At 38.9% G+C, this 16,734-nt stretch carries 12 protein-coding genes; 1 reads left to right on the top strand and 11 read right to left on the bottom strand.

What is annotated here, in order from left to right; all coding sequences use genetic code 11:
* Positions 1 to 474 precede the first annotated feature (474 nt).
* The 11 genes from CXF79_RS19485 to CXF79_RS19435 all read right to left on the bottom strand — a co-directional run bounded on the left by CXF79_RS19485 (position 475) and on the right by CXF79_RS19435 (position 13,673).
* Positions 475 to 2,670, bottom strand: coding sequence for an AAA family ATPase (locus tag CXF79_RS19485; protein ID WP_101157305.1), 2,196 nt, complete (start codon positions 2,668 to 2,670; stop codon positions 475 to 477).
* Positions 2,667 to 3,344, bottom strand: a complete 678-nt coding sequence (locus tag CXF79_RS19480) for a hypothetical protein (protein WP_101157303.1) — start codon at positions 3,342 to 3,344, stop codon at positions 2,667 to 2,669. The genes CXF79_RS19485 and CXF79_RS19480 overlap by 4 nt, the downstream gene beginning before the upstream one ends.
* Position 3,345: 1 nt before the next feature.
* Positions 3,346 to 3,990 carry a hypothetical protein gene (locus CXF79_RS19475; protein ID WP_101157301.1) on the bottom strand — a complete coding sequence of 215 codons (645 nt, stop codon included), beginning with the start codon at positions 3,988 to 3,990 and terminating at the stop codon, positions 3,346 to 3,348.
* Positions 3,983 to 5,956 carry a hypothetical protein gene (locus CXF79_RS19470; protein WP_101157298.1) on the bottom strand — a complete coding sequence of 658 codons (1,974 nt, stop codon included), beginning with the start codon at positions 5,954 to 5,956 and terminating at the stop codon, positions 3,983 to 3,985. The genes CXF79_RS19475 and CXF79_RS19470 overlap by 8 nt, the downstream gene beginning before the upstream one ends.
* An 11-nt stretch (positions 5,957 to 5,967) precedes the next feature.
* Complete coding sequence (locus CXF79_RS19465; protein WP_101157296.1) at positions 5,968 to 8,415, bottom strand: hypothetical protein; 2,448 nt, start codon at positions 8,413 to 8,415, stop codon at positions 5,968 to 5,970.
* The gene (locus CXF79_RS19460; RefSeq protein WP_101157294.1) at positions 8,408 to 9,556 is read right to left on the bottom strand and encodes a site-specific integrase; all 1,149 of its coding nucleotides are present in this window, start codon (positions 9,554 to 9,556) and stop codon (positions 8,408 to 8,410) included. Before CXF79_RS19460 ends, CXF79_RS19465 begins: the two co-directional genes overlap by 8 nt.
* 392 nt (positions 9,557 to 9,948) lie before the next feature.
* Positions 9,949 to 10,416 (bottom strand): SDR family NAD(P)-dependent oxidoreductase, encoded by a 468-nt coding sequence (locus CXF79_RS19455; RefSeq protein WP_232769255.1) that lies wholly within the window; start codon positions 10,414 to 10,416, stop codon positions 9,949 to 9,951.
* A 327-nt stretch (positions 10,417 to 10,743) separates the two neighbouring features.
* Positions 10,744 to 11,691, bottom strand: coding sequence for a tRNA glutamyl-Q(34) synthetase GluQRS (gene gluQRS / locus CXF79_RS19450; RefSeq protein WP_101157292.1), 948 nt, complete (start codon positions 11,689 to 11,691; stop codon positions 10,744 to 10,746).
* Between the two features lie 41 nt (positions 11,692 to 11,732).
* Complete coding sequence (gene dksA, locus CXF79_RS19445; RefSeq protein WP_011045037.1) at positions 11,733 to 12,179, bottom strand: RNA polymerase-binding protein DksA; 447 nt, start codon at positions 12,177 to 12,179, stop codon at positions 11,733 to 11,735.
* A gap of 273 nt (positions 12,180 to 12,452) precedes the next feature.
* On the bottom strand, positions 12,453 to 13,166 hold the full coding sequence (gene sfsA, locus CXF79_RS19440) for a DNA/RNA nuclease SfsA (RefSeq protein WP_011045036.1): 714 nt from the start codon (positions 13,164 to 13,166) through the stop codon (positions 12,453 to 12,455).
* Between the two features lie 75 nt (positions 13,167 to 13,241).
* A complete protein-coding gene (locus CXF79_RS19435) occupies positions 13,242 to 13,673 on the bottom strand; it encodes a hypothetical protein (protein WP_011045035.1) in 432 nt (143 codons plus the stop codon).
* Between the two features lie 553 nt (positions 13,674 to 14,226).
* Between CXF79_RS19435 and hrpB the strand changes: the two genes are divergently transcribed.
* Positions 14,227 to 16,707 carry an ATP-dependent helicase HrpB gene (gene hrpB / locus CXF79_RS19430; RefSeq protein ID WP_198560105.1) on the top strand — a complete coding sequence of 827 codons (2,481 nt, stop codon included), beginning with the start codon at positions 14,227 to 14,229 and terminating at the stop codon, positions 16,705 to 16,707.
* Positions 16,708 to 16,734 lie beyond the last annotated feature (27 nt).

Below are 16,734 nucleotides of genomic sequence, written 5' to 3'. Positions count from 1 at the left end.
GAGTTAAGATCCTAAATCTATTTAAAACTTACATGATTCAATGTCCGCTTTGGGGATTTGAGATCTAATTCCGTGCAAAATTTTCGGCACAATCTCAACTGTGAATGGATGTGAGTTTTTATATAAAAACGACAACTTTAGGATCCCTGATCTGCCGTTTTTAACTCAAAAGCTAACTTCCGCTTTTGGCTAGGAGCTGAAGTATTGATTTAGTCACTCGTAGCTTACGCAATGCGCACAAAGTGATCATGTTTTCTAAGGCGAAATGTGAAGCGTGATAGAAACATTAAAATTCTACTACATAAAATTAAGTAAATGGGTATTAATCGAACGACCGCTGTGGTGGATTTTCGACTATCAAACTCGATAAAACCTATTTACCAAAAGTGTCCATTCAGGTTTGAGCTAATGCACCTTTTTAAAAATCGGATATACGCTACTCACATCTAGTTCTGATAGATCTTCTATTTGAGCTTATTCGAATACAGGGGCGAACCCAGATCGTATCGCTTCATAAGAAGGTGGTCTCCTAATGGCGTTATTATATTGCTCATTAGTCCCAATCAAAATGCATAATTTTTTGGTGCGCGTTAGTGCAGTATAAATACCACTACGCTCCAAGTGCGGTGAATCCATTAATATTGCACAGTTATCATATTCAGACCCCTGAGATTTATGAATAGTTATGAGGTAGGCTAGCCTTAGCCCTATCTCCCAGCAATCCTCTTGAGATAATATATTAACCATAGGTTCATCATCAAACTTGACGTGACAAGTTACTTTTCCATCAAGGCACTCAATAGTTTTCACAATACCCGTCATACCATTAAATATCCCCATGCTATGTACGTTTTTCGTAGCGAGCACAGGGTCTCTTTTATGTAATCTAGTTGTGCCTATCCGCATCAAAAACTCTCCCTCACGTAAAGGATTAACTCTTGTTTGTACTAGAGGGTTCAATGTTTTAGTCGAGGACTTAAATCGATTGGATGCGTAGCTAGTTAATACCATACAGTTGCCAAATATTTTTCGAAGTTTAACAATTGCTGTTACATAATCAGCTACATGTGGCATCAAGTAAACACCTTCTTTTTCACCCTGATAAACCGGTAATTTATGTATTTCACCGTTCCTGATTTTCATAGCACATTGATGTAGGGCTGAACCTGCCAGCATACGATGTACTTGTGTTAATCGCGTATGAGGAGCATTAGATTCAACGAGTTTGTGCCAAAACAAACCAAAACCAATTGGAGGTAATTGTGCGCTATCACCAACAAGCAATAAACGAAATGGGTTCCCCTGAAATAGCTTAATTAATTTACATATTAGTGATATATCAATCATCGAGCTTTCATCAATAATTAAAAGTGGATCTGAACAAATATCTACTCCAAAGCGGCTACCACCCTCCATTAATTTTATCATGGTATGTATGGTGCTGACTTTATCATCTTCGGCTCGTATTGATTGCTTCGCTCGATTAGCTGCTTTACCCGCTAATGCCGCAACATGAACGACAACTCCCATTTCCTGAGCAAGATCATAAATAGCTTTGAGTACAGCCGTTTTACCAGTTCCGCCATATCCACTTAGTAGTGAAACTCTATTCGTTAATGCCATTTCAACTGCTTGACATTGTTTTTCAACTAATCCCCAGCCATGAACACTTTCATGCTCAACGCTATATTGTTCAATGCGAGTAGATAATTGTTTTTGACTTGATAATAAATCGTCTTGTATTTGTATTTTGTGAAGTGATGCTAGTGATTTTTCCACGCTTTGTTCGATGTATGCGAGAGATATTGCTTGTAAATAAGTGACACCATCACCTTCAAAAACACAGACTACCTTTGATGCTAAGGCAACTTTAATAGCAGTTTTAGCAGACTTTGTACTACCAATCATTTCAAGATAAGTCTTGATATGAGCGGTAGCTGTAGAGAGTTCTGTTATGGTATGGCCGTATTTAAGTTCTTTATACATAGCGAATTCAACACAACCAATTAGAGCACGTTCATCGGTTGATTCGATTCTTTGTGCTTTAGCTACAGTGGCAATCGTCTTTAATGTTTTTGGTTCACTATTACTCAAGGCTACCAACGCGTATGGATTACGCTTTAAACGCTCAACTGTGTCAAATTTACACAGTCTAATAATTTGTCTTGCTAACTCCGCATCTAGTTTGTTCTCACAGAGAAAAGTGGCTAAATCAGTCTCTTCTTTTAAATCATGCCACTCTTCACATATACGTTGTGCTTTGGATTCGGAAATTCTAGCGTCAGAAATACTTTTCCAGTCACTATTATTCAACAATTTTACCAACTCGGGCGCACCAATATCAGCGACTAATTTAATTGCACTTTTTTCTCCAAAGCCAAAACCTCTAAAATTGGGATGTACTCCAAGGAATCTAGTTACATAGTGATCCGTAGGCAACCCTTTAAAATTAGCACTATGAACCACCACTTGCTTATTATATTGATCATAATCACGTACTTGACCTTTAACCTCCCAAATCTCACCAGGGCGAGGATTACGTATTCCAACGTTATACTTAACTTTGAAAGGGCTAGAGCGCTTTTTTCCTTCAGCTTTCGCCCAAAATGCACATCCACCTATAGGACCGGGGAAAACACTTGTGACCTCAACGATACCCTCGAATGTCATAATGTAAACCTTCGCCCTGTTTCAATAGAGTGCTCCAAGCTTGCGTCTTTCTCTATTGATTGCTTCTGTAGTTTTCTGACTTCACTTTGTAGCTTCAAGTTCTGCTTTGTGAGGCCATCAATTTTCTCTTGGGCTACAGACAAATCTTGTCGACATTTATTTAATTCTTTTGATGTTGTCATCAGGTTGCCTTCCATCCGCTCCTCGACGGATTTTCCGGCCATAACCTCCGTTCCTATGCGATCAATGTCATCATCTAATAGCTTTTTAAAGATTGAAGAATTTAAACGTGAGGCTGGAATACCAATGTTTCTAGCTAATCTGATGATATCAATATCATCATCAAGATCAATCGGGAATTTAGCTCCTGTTTGTTCCATTGTTTCAACGTAGGCATGATACTTTTCGATGGATGACATCTTGATTATAAATGTTTCAGGAAGTTCTTTTTGTAGTGTTCTTTCTAAAGCGTCAAAGGCTTTGAGTATAGTTTTATTACCTTTTAAAGCTTTTAATGCATTAAGGTCAACATCAGATGCCTTTGAAACTATTGAACGGCTTAAACCACCACGATATGCGAGGTGTTTAAATTCAGACCAGTCTTCTTTAGCGAGCATATCAATACGCCATTTTTCAAACTTTTCAATATTAGCTTGTCCTAGTAATTTGCTCATTTTACTTCTCAGCTGTTAAAGTAGGTTTGCCAGTAGTTAATATGCGCTGTTGCAGTCTAAAGTTTTCGTTTTGCAATTTTGTATTAGCATGTTGAACCGTCGCTAACTCCTTCCTTAACTCTGCCATTTCCATTTTAGATCTTGCTATTTCATTAAGTGCATCCGACTGTGAAACTAACAACTCACTGTTGATCAACCTATCCAGTTCAATTTGTGTTTTCGCTACATAATCTTCTTTATAATCCGCAAGCTCTGCCTTAACCATGTCTAGCGTTTTTCTTGCCGTTGACTTACCCGTCTTTTCCTTGTACTCAGCAAGTAGCCTCACTAACTCCTTGTTGCGAGCATCCATTTCATCAACAATTAGCGGATGATTTTTTAGCCCTGAACGACCTTTAAAGAAAGGGATAGCTTCGCATACCTGAGCCTGCGACAGAGTGACTTCAGTTGCTCTGGTGAAGCTCTTATCCTCAATCATTGCTACGGCTTTATCGAATAAATCGATCACCACATCGTACATGATCATGGTTTTTTCTGGTTTGTTTTTTTGCTCCACCCATGCCGGATATTCTTTGATTTTTAGCACTGCATCTAGCTTTATCTCGGGTTTATTCGTCTCTAACCCAGCAAAAAAATCATCACTCATCACTAGCCTTTAAAGCAGCCTCTAATTTTTCAATATTTTTAACCATAGCTTTTGCCTCTGCAACGATTGGGAAGCTTGCAATGAGTTCACTATTGGCGGTGTCAAGCCAACGCCTTTTAGTCATTGCCATGTTATTTTCATGGGACTTGTTATTGACACAAAAATTCGCGCAGCCATGACATAGCTTGGAGTTTGCCGATCCTGTTCTAACCAAGCTATCTTTCACGCCACATTTTGCGACATGGACACTATCTTTCAGTACAAAACACATACCGTAGCTGTGCATCAACATGGAGTGAATATTTTCATGCATTTCTTGATGAAACTCCGCCAACGCTTCTAGTGACAACATTTCAATGTTCAGGCCGTTAAGAAGTTTTCCCGCAAGATCCCTGATTTTTTTGGCTGATGGACCCACCCACTTATCACTCGGATCATTGTTCAAAATACGGTTGATGACCTCTTGCGCATACTCGTACCTCACCAATACGCCTTCTTCTTCATTAAGCTTGTTGCGCGAATAAGCTTGCGTATGATGCCCATGATGACGAAATTCTTGTTTAATGGCGTCCTCGACATTCCCATCGAATTTACGCAGTGCAAAGGCCATTTTTAAATGCCTGAGATTATGGGGCACGATATCGGGGAATGTTTCTTTAACCGACTGATGTGCTCGTTCGACAAACTGGTGATAGTAAACTTTAAGCCTTTCTCGTAAGATTTTCATACTTATCGAAGAGCCACCCTTATTAGTTTTTCCTCCTCTAAGCCAAGGTCCTTCATAAGAGGAGGTAAACAAATCGAACCCCAGCTTTTCTTTATCGACCCAAGACAGCGTGTTAAGCAATTCAAATGCTTCAATTCCAAGCGGAGATAAGCCTCGTTTCGCAATGATCCCACCCCCCGTTTTAATGATTTTTGATTTTAAAATCGCATCCTTTGTCCATACACCATTAATATCTAGAAATTCAATCGCATCCATCCAGTCCGCACCGACACTGTGGCACTCCGACAATCGCATCCCGGTCACTGCGAGTAATATCGTTAGACATGCGCCTTGTATTTCCTTAATAAACGCAGATATTTGACTATCAGATTTAAAAGGAAAGTCACTTAGGTCGGGATCGATGTTATGAAGTTTTTTTACAAAGTCAACGCGTTGCTGGTCATATTTTGGCTTCGTATTCACGCCCGTTAGCGGGCTAATGATAGATGGCTTTAAAAACAGCGCTATATTGCTGTTAAAAATACTTTTTCCCTTTCCTTTTATCATACCGGCAGCTAATACTCCTTCCCTAAACGCGGTAAAGTAACATTGCAAAAGCTGGCTTTTTTTACTGCGGATCAGTTTGATAGCATCGGCTAAAAGTAACGTAGCAACAGGCATTGGCACCATGCCATGACTTCCCCCTTGCACCCACTGCGCATAGGTCATATTAAACTGTTCGCACATCGGGATCATTACGTGCTGCATATATGTTGTTGACAGAATAAAGGGGAGACCATCCTGCTCATAACGTAAGGAATAACTTGCCTTTAAAACATTCACCAGCGACCTCACAGTAGCAACGGAGAATAAAGTGTCTTCTTTGACCGCGATAGATCGAACCAGAGTCGTACAATCTGCTATTTGCCAATTTTTGAGTTGCTGCTTGTTGTCTGATTGTTCACGCAAATACATGAGCAGGCTTTTAATGCCATTTATCTTATTTTTCAATGTGAAGTAAACATAGCGCAATGTCTGTCGTGCATCTTGGTAAGGAAATTCACTTAACAGCATTTGTTGCGCCCATGCGCGCTCACGCTCATCAAGGCCGCTGAAGTGTAAATTCATCTTTTTATCATCAGCCGTATTGATGATCACCCAGCATTTTTGACCTAGTTTATTTATGACTTTAAGCGGTGATATCACAGACTCTTCTGATTTATTAATAACAGCGTTATTCAGTTCCTCTGGTGCGGCCATAATGCGAACTCCTAAAATAAAGGGGGGTAAGGGATGGTGTATTGCTCAGCAAGCGCTTTGCCTTGTCGCTGAGTTCCATGGGGGAAGCGATCAAATAAAATAGACCACTGGGCATGTTCAACTAAATGTTTCACTATTTGCTCTTCATCATGGTTTTCTTCAATGCTCTGCAACTCAGATTCCATGTGTTTTATATAGCTCCACATCATCATTGCTGAGTTTTTATCATTGATGATTTTGTTACCGGAATGAGGATCAGCTTTATCTATTATCCCCCCGAAAATAGTCATGTCATACTTTTCTGAATTAACGGCAATTTCATTGATAAACTTGATCACATCATTGGCTGTGAATCCAGAGGGATCGTGTAGGCTTTTCTGCACTTCATCGACACTCATCATATGACATGATTCTAGGATACTCATGGCTTCCTCAATCATTTTATTGGCAACTTGGACATTCCCTTTGATGCCGTTCAAAATGCGTTCTTTGGCAACACCAGCTTCTCTGTAGCTAGCTACCTGATCCTCACCGTGCGCAGTTTCTTTGGCATTTTCGGCATCTGTCATGCCCTGACCTTCGTTAAAGATGATCCGGCTTTGGCGTACTGCATCAAGATTCAAGAAGATCTCGCTGACCTTATCGATATTATTTTTTACATACGCCATATGATTAACATGTGCCGACAGTAACCACCTGAACGCCCCTTGACCGTTCAGTTCACTGTGATATTTCAAGCCCTGCTCATGTTTTTCATAGGCGGTTCGAAACTGACTGGTTTTCGCGCATTGAAAACTCAGCGGAAAGTAGGCAGTAGCTTTGTTATTTCTAGGAGGAAAACAATAAAACCATTTACCCTGACCTTTTTTAAGGTGAACTTGTGCTTCGGTCATATCATCTAACCAGTTAGTGTACGTTGCTAAAAGTGGATCGCCACGTTCATATGTAATGGTTTCATGACGTTTACCTTTTTTATTTACATCCCCGCCTTTGCCGCGTTCCTTGTGATGTCTTATTTTCGCTTGATTCACATCAACATCGTTAACCGTGTCAGTGGTTAATATCGTTAGTGTTTTACCACGATCTGATTGTATAAAATCAGTTAAATTTAGTCGATACTGATTTGACATTTGAATACAGTCAGAGGCTAGCAACCAACTCATCACTAGCAGCTCAGATTCGGTTGGTAAAATCATATCAGTCAAACTAAAATTCGGGATGAGAGCGGCTCTTGCTTCGCTACCTGGTATTCTTAGCGAAATAGGGATAAATATTTTTTCTCCGCCTCTACCCGATGTCATAGAATAATGGGTGTTGTAAGATATACAGCTCTTAATACGCGTTATCAGTTCACCTATATTGCTCTGATAGTTTGTTATTGTCTTAAAGATAGCCTTACGTCCTACCTGTTTAAATCCCAAGGGCTCTAGCCACAGTAATCTATTCTCTACCTCGACAGAGAAGTGGCCGCGTTCAATTTGTTCAACGTCACCTTTGGAAGGTAATAACGCCTCATAAATTTTTGCATACATGCTGCTCGCCTCAAGGTAAGCAAGGCGTGGTATCGCTAAATCTTCTTTTGAATCTTTGCCAAACATCGATTTAACGGGGTTGCTGTCCAGCGACCAGGTACCGTTTTTAATTCTTTCAGTTAAAACTTCATAGATGGTACTTTTTTCATCCCATTTTATGGTACGTAAAAACAGTCGTCTTTTACGCATTACACCGAGATACCAATGTGCAAACCAGCGTAGGTTGGTGATCAATTGAGAGTCAGAGTAAGGGCACTCGATCTTCTTACCCGTTTCATAATCTATTGAAAAGAGCTGAGATAAGGCGATTTTAGGTTTAGTATCATCTTTTTTAATTTCCGGATTAACCTTTTTTTGAAGGTAAGGCAGCAACCTATCACCACCGGTAAAATTGTAATCTCCAGTCGTATTATTAAGGCCTGCTGCCCATGCGATAGGTTTTTTAAGCTTTGATTTGTACTCGGACACTGCGGTAGCACCCGTTCCACCCTCCGATAAAGACAGACAAAACTCTTGCATCACCGTATGGGGTAGGTCATAACCAGATGACACCAATGCTGACCACATTGCATCATGGCGACAGTTTTCGTCATGCTTCGTAAGGAACAAAAAAAACCGGAAAAACAAAAGAATGTAATTATTTATGGTCACATCAGTCCGCGCACGAAAGTCGTCGGTATAGCAACAAGCAATGATTGCCTGACAAAACAAGGATCCTTTAAATACCGATGGGATCTCAAGGGTCTTGCTGAACTCACCGTATTCTGTCCTTGTCATGAGATTTAATTTAAAAAGGACTTTATCTGGATATTGATGCAGAGAAACGGCTGGTTCGGCCATATATTGCGATAGCGATCCATAACCAACTTCATCATCAACAACAGTATCGACGACCGCTTCCTTATCAATGTCATCTCCATCATCCATTGTTTTTCTCCTTTTCCCTTTGAGCGTTTTTACGTTTGTCTAATCGCACCATACGTATTTCTTCAGATAGCTTTACATTACCATTGATCAAATGCGCGACTTCTTGGTAGAGCTCGGTGGTTGAGGCATCACTATGGCCAAGCCTGTCTTGTACGAGGCGTGTAGGAAGCCCATACTTGATACCCCACAACGTGAGATTGGTTGCATAACTGTGCCTCAGCTTTTGGAAGCTCTTAAAATTGAGTTCAGAGTTATTAAAATTTATTTTTGCATTATAAAAAGTATTGGTACCATGTTTAGCTCCAAGCAGTGTGCCATCAGCTTGGCAATAAAGGTGCTCACTGCTTGCATATATTTCTTCGTGCTTATCCATATGCTCAAATAGCTTTTCTACCAAGTCTGGCTTTATCATTACATCTCTGGACTTTCCACCACCACCTCCTTTACCAATGAGATTTTTCCATTCGATCTCGTCACCAAGCTTCCACTTTAAACGTGCTGCTTTAATCTTCTTCATTGACCAATTATTATTTCGAACTAACTCTTCAGTTCGCACACCGATTTCATAGCCAAACCTCATCGCTAGCTCGTCTCGGTCTCTTTCAAATTCACTCTTGCGCTCTAAATGCTTTAACAACTGCTCAAATAGTTCTGAGGGGATATAGCAAGCATAAATAAAGTCGGCTGGATCAATATCACTCGTGTATTCTTCTTGATATTTAAAAGAGATATTATCTAGTTCTCTAAAGCCGAACTTCACTGATTCATCGATTAGATCCACCAAAACAGTCTCTACTGCTTCCATCCGCGAAGCGGAGGTTGGCTTGCCCGTTTTTGTTTGAAAAGGTAATTCCTTCATGTAATAAGCTTGCATGAAGCCTTGGGTTTCTGTGGAAGAAAGTGTTTGAATTGAAGTACCGAATAGCTTCATGGTGCGAAAAAACATTCCAACAATTTCGGCATATTTATCTCTTGTTGAACGTTCCCAAACTTTTTTTTTGTGCGGATCATCGCACATCTGAGCATATAAGACGGTTGGTGTTATATCTATTTCACCATTACTATGAAAGAACGCCCAATAATAAGATTCGATGTTGTTTTTTGTAATTAGGAATTCTTTTCTTAACACCGTATTGTCCATTTATAGATTCTAAATAAAGTTGAAAACATCTAATTAAAGACGGAAACTAACGAATAATGTTGGGTACAGTTTAACAAGAATCAAAAGTCTTTCAACTTGCGAATCGCAGGTAAAAAGCTTATTTATCAAGTAAATAGTGTAATATAACACTATAAGTGGATTTTGGATTTTGGAGGTTCTTTTTAAAACAACAAGATAGCGATGGGGATATTTTTTTAATACTTTTAAAAAAATATTAAAAATCACTCACATTGAGTACTTTTTCTTAAAATTAGATGTGATCTTGAATTTCATCTCTAAATTCTTTGCCAAATTTTTCTATCTTTATTTAGCTTCTATACCATCCATGTAGATTTGTAGACAATACAACACATGTAAAAACATCTACAATTTTAGTTTGTGAGGTGCGGTAGAGGAAAATAACCGTATCTTCCACCCGAAGTGTTATCCGTGACAGATCCCATTCTAGAAGTGATTAAAGCAATTTTACTACCTGAAGATAAATTAGTTAGTAAAGCGTGACTTAAACACAACGGCGCAAGCGCATTAACATTAAATTGCTCAATAATAGTATTTTTGTTTAGGTCACTCAGCTGTTCATCACGTAAAATCCCGGCATTGTTTATCAACAAATCAATGTTAATTCCCTTAAGTGCTGATACGGCTTTGTCGATACCTGATTGGCTAGCAATCTCTACTTGCTCTATCACGTTGACACCAAGTGCATCTAAATCCTTAGAGCTTTGACGACAAAGTGCATAAACGATATCACCACGTTGTTGAAAAATTTTAGCCATGGCATACCCGATGCCACGATTGGCACCAGTGATTACGATAGTATTGCGTGTATTAGTAGACATAATATTTCCTCATATACCTGCTCCACTTGAAGATGCTCGTTTCAGGAAACCTGAGCGAATCATAATCAAGGCACATCTTTTGTTAATGGTTATTCCCTTAAAAACAAATGTAACGACTAATATGGTTTGCTCAGGTCTCCCCAAAGGGCTGGTTTATAAACGCTTTATGCTGCGTTATTGATTTCGACAATAGAATAACTATTATCTTCAATCAATGCCTTACCTAAAGGCGTTTATAATTCCAGCTGAATCCTGCATCTTCAAGTGGAACAGGTATAGACCTATATTTTTAAATGAGTAATGCTTCAAAAACTATTTTAGCTTAGTTTAATCAATGTTTATTTCAAAAGCTTTGGGAACAAGGTCCCGTTGCCAATGAGTTATGGCCCATTGAATGATCTCTTCAACGCTAGCACTGACTAAGTCAGGTATGGATTTTTGGCCCAAAAAGATTAGCGCCGCAATAAGCGCAGGTTGTGGGTTAGCATTATTAATCGCGGGTGCTTTATTTTGTTTACTAAGCTTATAACCTTCACTCGTGATTGCTAAAGGAATGTGACCGTATCGTGGCGTTGTGCATTTTAAAAAACTATTGTTTAATGTTTGAAAAAGAGTCAGCTGTCTAGCGGTGGGTTCGAGTAAATCACAGCCTCTGACAACATGGGTAATGCCCTGTGCTATATCATCAGCGACTACCGCAAGCTGATAAGCAAACAAACCATCTTTGCGATGAATAATAAAATCTTCATTAGCTAAGGCTTTATTACAAACAACGTCATCTTGAAATAGGTCATTAAATTGATGTAAACCGTATTGGTTAACAAGCCTAGTGGCGTTGCCTTGTGATTTATAATTAGCTGTGCGGCAATGGCCTTGATAGATACCACCGATAGCCTTGATTTGAGAGCGAGTACATTGACAATAATAGCTTAACTTCTGTTGTGCGAGATTAGATAAAATATCACGATAGTATTGAGATTGTGTACTTTGATAAAGCGCAGTTTCATCCCAGTGTAGCCCAAAAGCTTCAAGTGTCGTTAATATTGCTGTGCTGGCGCCTTTTTGTTCACGAGGCCGATCAATATCTTCGATGCGAATTAACCATTTTCCTTGCTCGCCGTGATCATTAACAAACGCTTTTGCATCAAGAAAACTCGCTAAAGCAGCGATGAGAGAACCAAAGTGAAGTAAACCGGAAGGGGATGGTGCAAAGCGACCACGATATTGAAAAGCCTGCTTAGGCTCTAGTGGTCGCTTGATATGCAAGTTTTGCATGTGAACTATGTCTAGTTACAAGTGGCTAAGGTTAGCTACTTTTAGCCAGCCATTTGGCGTTCTTTAATTTCAGCTAACGTTTTACATTCAATACAAAGATCGGCAGTAGGACGGGCTTCTAAACGACGAATGCCAATTTCTATGCCACAAGACTTACAAAAGCCAAAGTCGTCATCTTCAATTAACTGCAACGTTTTTTCAATTTTCTTGATAAGTTTACGTTCACGGTCTCGTGTACGTAATTCAAGACTAAACTCTTCTTCTTGAGCCGCTCTATCCACAGGATCTGGAAAGTTTGCTGCTTCGTCTTGCATATGCGATACGGTACGATCAACTTCTTCACGTAACTGTAAGCGCCAAGCATCTAAAATTTTCTTAAAATGCTCTTGCTGAGGCTCTTCCATGTACTCTTCGCCAGCTTTTTCTTGATATGGCGCAACGCCTGCTAAGGCAAGAATACCTAGTGGCTTGTGTTTATTTGTTGGCATGCTTATTCTCCCAATGCTACATAGACCAAGGCAATTTATTAATATATCACGTTTTACGTAATATGATGCCTTTGTTGTAAGTGCCAATATGTTATATATGACCCGATGAATCAGGACTATATTGTGTCGCTCATGATAAAAATCAACAAATTAGCTAAAATAAATATTTTGTCTAACGTTATCAACTAGTTAATGAAAATTATAATTTTCACACTGTTTTTTAAAAATTTTGAGCAAGCTTTTTTAGCAAGTTTTACTAGGGTGAGTCAATCTTTATCGTTCAATAAAGGGAATTTTTTCTACTAACTTAACATCTAGCTCTCCGAGTTGTAGTGAAAAACCTGCTTTATAGGCGATTATTTCAACACCGGCAAGGCGAGCTTCTTTGAGTAATTTTGCATAAATTGGATCAACATGACTAGCGGCAGAAATATCATTGATGCCACTATGTAAAACGGCAAATAATAAAACAGCCTTGTGTCCTTGTGCGACCATGTCCATTAATTCACGTAAGTGTTTTTGTCCACGTGTGGTAACCGCATCAGGGAAATAGCCATGACCACTCTCTAATAATGTGACTGATTTAACTTCAATATATGTGTCAGGGGCATTATTATAAGTTGCTAAAAAATCAACTCGGCTGTTTTCATTGCCGTATTTTACTTCTCGTTTTAATTCATTGAAGCCAGATAATTCTTTGATTAAATCTAAGTGTAACGCCTCTTCCACCAACTGATTAGCGCGCAAGGTGTTGACGCAAATAAAATGGTCATCTTGGCTTTGGGTGATCTCCCAGCTAAATGGATATTTTCGCTTAGTATTGGTTGAGGTGGTGTACCAAACAGTATCATCGGGCTCTGCACAACCTTTCATCGCACCCGTGTTAGCACAATGTATGGTTGTTTCCTCACCACAATTAAGTTCAATATCAGCTAGAAAGCGTTTATAACGCTTAATTAATTTGGCGGGTTGCACTTGAAGTATCATAGTAAAATGAGCTAATTAAGTTAGTAGCTCATTATAATGTCGTTTTTTTTTGGTATTGTCATTTTAATTAACAAGTTAAGCCTTTCGTTGTTTGTTTTTTAATGAATTTGCTTGCTCTATAAAATCATTGAGCCAATCAGCAGCAATTTCACTATCACTAAAAACATGAAACTCTATTTGGCAGTCATGGTAAATACGCTGCAATTGCATTTGTTGCATATCTGCATAGGCGCTATTTAAAATAACAACAGCAATAGCAATCATGCCTTTTTCTTGTCGATATTGAGTTGTTTCTCTTAACTGCTGTTCGGCATCAGGGGTGAAAACACTACTACCACGAAAGGTGATTAATGACCCCCATGGTTCACCAGTCATTTTTTCTATTAGTTGTTTTATATCTTGGTGGTAATTTTCCGCAGTCACGTCATTAAATGGTTCTTGTACATCAACCAATAAAATATTACTTTGTTGTTCAATGATATAACTTCCATGTGCCGAATGTTGCATGTTATTTCCTCTCTGATTGTCTCTGATTAATAAAGGGGAACGTTAAGTAATAACAGGCTTTAATTAATTTGCCAAGTAAGCAGATAAATATTTTTTTGCAAGTTTTCGCCATCATTTTCTTAGATTCTGAATGATCTTTTTTTACTTCAGCAGGGAGTATATGTTTTTTAAGCTTTTATCTTAGCTTCTGCCTAAGTTTTTCTTAAAAATTTAGACCAACAGGGATGAAATTATTTTGCATCTCTTGCCGTTTAATCTAACTTTCTATTTTATCCATTTTATGTCACAAGCTCATAGGTTTGCTTAATCAGTTTCATCGTCATGCCAACGTAGTTCTTATCGAAAAATTCACGCCTGTTGATTAAGTTAAGAAACATTATGCAGCCATATTATCGAGTTTCGCCATTAAAATTCAAAGCATCTGATTGAGTAATAGCCAGCTATTGAGATTGAATAAAACGATGAAGTTGATTGTTTAAACTGTTTGGCAATATGCCCGACAACTAATAATTGCTATGATAGCAGCCCTGTTTTTAATAATTTAATTTTGTCGATGACCGTGACTACTTCTTTACCCATAGAAGCAATTAAGCAACAATTTTGCCAAAGCCTCGATGAGCAAAATACCCTCATATTATCGGCTCCTCCTGGAGCGGGTAAATCAACCTGCTTACCTCTATGGTTATTAACGTTGCCAAGTTTGGCTAATAAGAAAATTTATTTGCTACAACCTAGACGTTTGGCCGTTAAAAATATAGCAACATTTTTAGCTGCACAGCTGAAAGAAAAGGTAGGGGAAACTGTTGGTTATCGATTACGTAATGATAGTAAAACATCAACGAGTACCCGTCTTGAGGTCATTACTGAAGGCATATTAACGCAGATTATTCAAAAAGATGCCGAACTATTAGGTACGGCATTGGTCGTTTTTGATGAATTTCATGAACGAAGTCTTCAGGGCGACTTAGCTTTTGCACTCACCCGTGAAGTACAAACAGAATTACGTGATGATTTAAAAATACTGCTTATGTCGGCAACGTTAGATATTGAGTATTTAAGCCAAGCATTGCCTGATGCTTATTTGTTAAATAGTGAAGGACGGAGCTATCCTATAGAGGTGAGTTATCAAGCCCCTAGGGCTCATCAACGTTGGCGTGAACATGCATTGGCGGTTATTAAAGATAAAATGTATAACCACATAGGCTCAATCTTAGTTTTTTTACCGGGTGTGGCCGATATTCGGTTTTTACTTGATAGCTTAATGGCTCAACAAGTGGAAGGTGTCAAAATTTGTCCCTTGTTTGGGGAGTTGAGTTTAAAGGAGCAGCAGCAGGCAATAGCACCCTGTCTAAGTGGACATCGTAAAATTGTTTTAGCTACAAATATTGCAGAGACTTCATTGACCATTGACGGCATTGATCTTGTTATTGATTGCGGCCTTGAAAAAGTTGCTGTTTTTGATAGTGCTAGTTTGATGAATAAGCTAATGCAAAAGCAAATATCAAAGGCTTCAGCTGTACAAAGAGCGGGGCGAGCAGGGCGATTAATGCCTGGGCAGTGTATTCGCTTATACGGCAAAGATGATTTTGAGCGTAGACCGCTGCACAGTGTTAATGATATTCAACAAGCTGATTTACTACCTACACTCATCGAAGCTGCTCGATGGGGAGTCACAGCCTTAGCTGAGTTGCCTTTATTGGAACTGCCCAGTAAAGCTAAAGAGCAACAAGCGTGGCAAGAACTACAAAGCCTAGACATTGTTGATGATAAATACCTGCTAACCAAACACGGTGAAAAAGCATCCTGTTTGCCTTGTCACCCACGGTTTGCTCATATGATATTAATGGCACAAACCCAAGGGCCGAATATAACGCTGTTGGCTTGTTTAATCGCCGCTTTACTCGAAGAACGCGATATTTTAAAAGGAGAAAAAGCGAAATATGATTGTGATTTAATTCATCGGTTGCAATTACTTATTCAGCATAAAAGTAATAAAAATCCATTGTTAGAACGGATTCTACAACAAGCGAGTCGACTGGCTCAAAATGTACAATTACGTTTTAGGGTTCATGATCTGGATTTAGCAAAGACAGGTGTACTGCTCGCTTATGCTTATCCAGAACGCGTGGCTAAAACCAGAGGGAATCATGGTGATTTTATTTGCGTTAATGGCAAAGGAGCCTTAGTGAATGAACAAGATGCTTTAGCAGGTGAAGACTTTATTGTTATCGCTCAAACGAGTCAACTAGGTGGCCAGTTAACGGTGAGATTAGCTAGTCAGATTAGCTTAGAAGAAATAACCAATACCTTTGCTGCACAGATAAAGCAGCAAGATATAGCAAATTTTGATAATAAAAGCGGTAGAATAATCGCTAAAAGACAAACCTCATTAGGTGCAATAGTCCTATCAGATCAGCCATTGAAACAAGAGGTAACCGCTGAATCAATTAGTGCTATGTGGTGTAGTTTAGTGATGAAAAAAGGGTTAAGTTTTTTATCCTGGCAGGCCAAAGATTTAGCACTAAAAGCGCGTTGGTTATGGTTGAACAAGTACTTTCCGGAATATGATTTAGTGGTAATCGATGATGAACTGCTATTGGCAAAATTAACAACGTGGTTTGCTCCGTTTGTTGGCGGTATAAAAACTAAAGCGCAGCTCGATAAACTCGATTTATCATCGATGTTATTATCTTTACTTAGCTATCAAGAACAAAAAATATTAAAGCAAGCTGCACCTACTGTTTATGTTGGACCAACGGGAAGGCATTGCCCAATTAGTTATTCTCAAGATGAATCTCCAAAAGTTTCATTACCTATGCAAGAATTATATGGTCTAACAATAACGCCCAATGTTGGCGCTATTGCGGGTATAAGTGAACAAAATCAAGGCATACCTCTACTTTTAGAGCTACTTTCACCCGCGCAACGCCCTATTCAAGTAACACAAGATTTAGTTAAATTTTGGTCTGGTAGCTATCAAGCAGTGCAAAAAGACATGAAAAGCCGTTATCCTAGGCTTGTGTGTTATTGTTAAGATTGACAGTTCATGTGTACTTTAACA

The sequence above is a fragment of the Colwellia sp. Bg11-28 genome (assembly GCF_002836245.1).
GTDB lineage: Bacteria > Pseudomonadota > Gammaproteobacteria > Enterobacterales > Alteromonadaceae > Colwellia > Colwellia psychrerythraea_A.
This window is presented reverse-complemented; position numbering and strand designations above follow the sequence as displayed.

Coding starts and splice junctions, on each gene's coding strand:
- CXF79_RS19485 (WP_101157305.1), bottom strand. CDS start 2,670: ATGACATTCGAGGGTATCGTTGAGGTCACAAGTGTTTTCCCCGGTCCT.
- CXF79_RS19480 (WP_101157303.1), bottom strand. CDS start 3,344: ATGAGCAAATTACTAGGACAAGCTAATATTGAAAAGTTTGAAAAATGG.
- CXF79_RS19475 (WP_101157301.1), bottom strand. CDS start 3,990: ATGAGTGATGATTTTTTTGCTGGGTTAGAGACGAATAAACCCGAGATA.
- CXF79_RS19470 (WP_101157298.1), bottom strand. CDS start 5,956: ATGGCCGCACCAGAGGAACTGAATAACGCTGTTATTAATAAATCAGAA.
- CXF79_RS19465 (WP_101157296.1), bottom strand. CDS start 8,415: ATGGATGATGGAGATGACATTGATAAGGAAGCGGTCGTCGATACTGTT.
- CXF79_RS19460 (WP_101157294.1), bottom strand. CDS start 9,556: ATGGACAATACGGTGTTAAGAAAAGAATTCCTAATTACAAAAAACAAC.
- CXF79_RS19455 (WP_232769255.1), bottom strand. CDS start 10,416: ATGTCTACTAATACACGCAATACTATCGTAATCACTGGTGCCAATCGT.
- gluQRS (WP_101157292.1), bottom strand. CDS start 11,691: ATGCAAAACTTGCATATCAAGCGACCACTAGAGCCTAAGCAGGCTTTT.
- dksA (WP_011045037.1), bottom strand. CDS start 12,179: ATGCCAACAAATAAACACAAGCCACTAGGTATTCTTGCCTTAGCAGGC.
- sfsA (WP_011045036.1), bottom strand. CDS start 13,166: ATGATACTTCAAGTGCAACCCGCCAAATTAATTAAGCGTTATAAACGC.
- CXF79_RS19435 (WP_011045035.1), bottom strand. CDS start 13,673: ATGCAACATTCGGCACATGGAAGTTATATCATTGAACAACAAAGTAAT.
- hrpB (WP_198560105.1), top strand. CDS start 14,227: ATGACCGTGACTACTTCTTTACCCATAGAAGCAATTAAGCAACAATTT.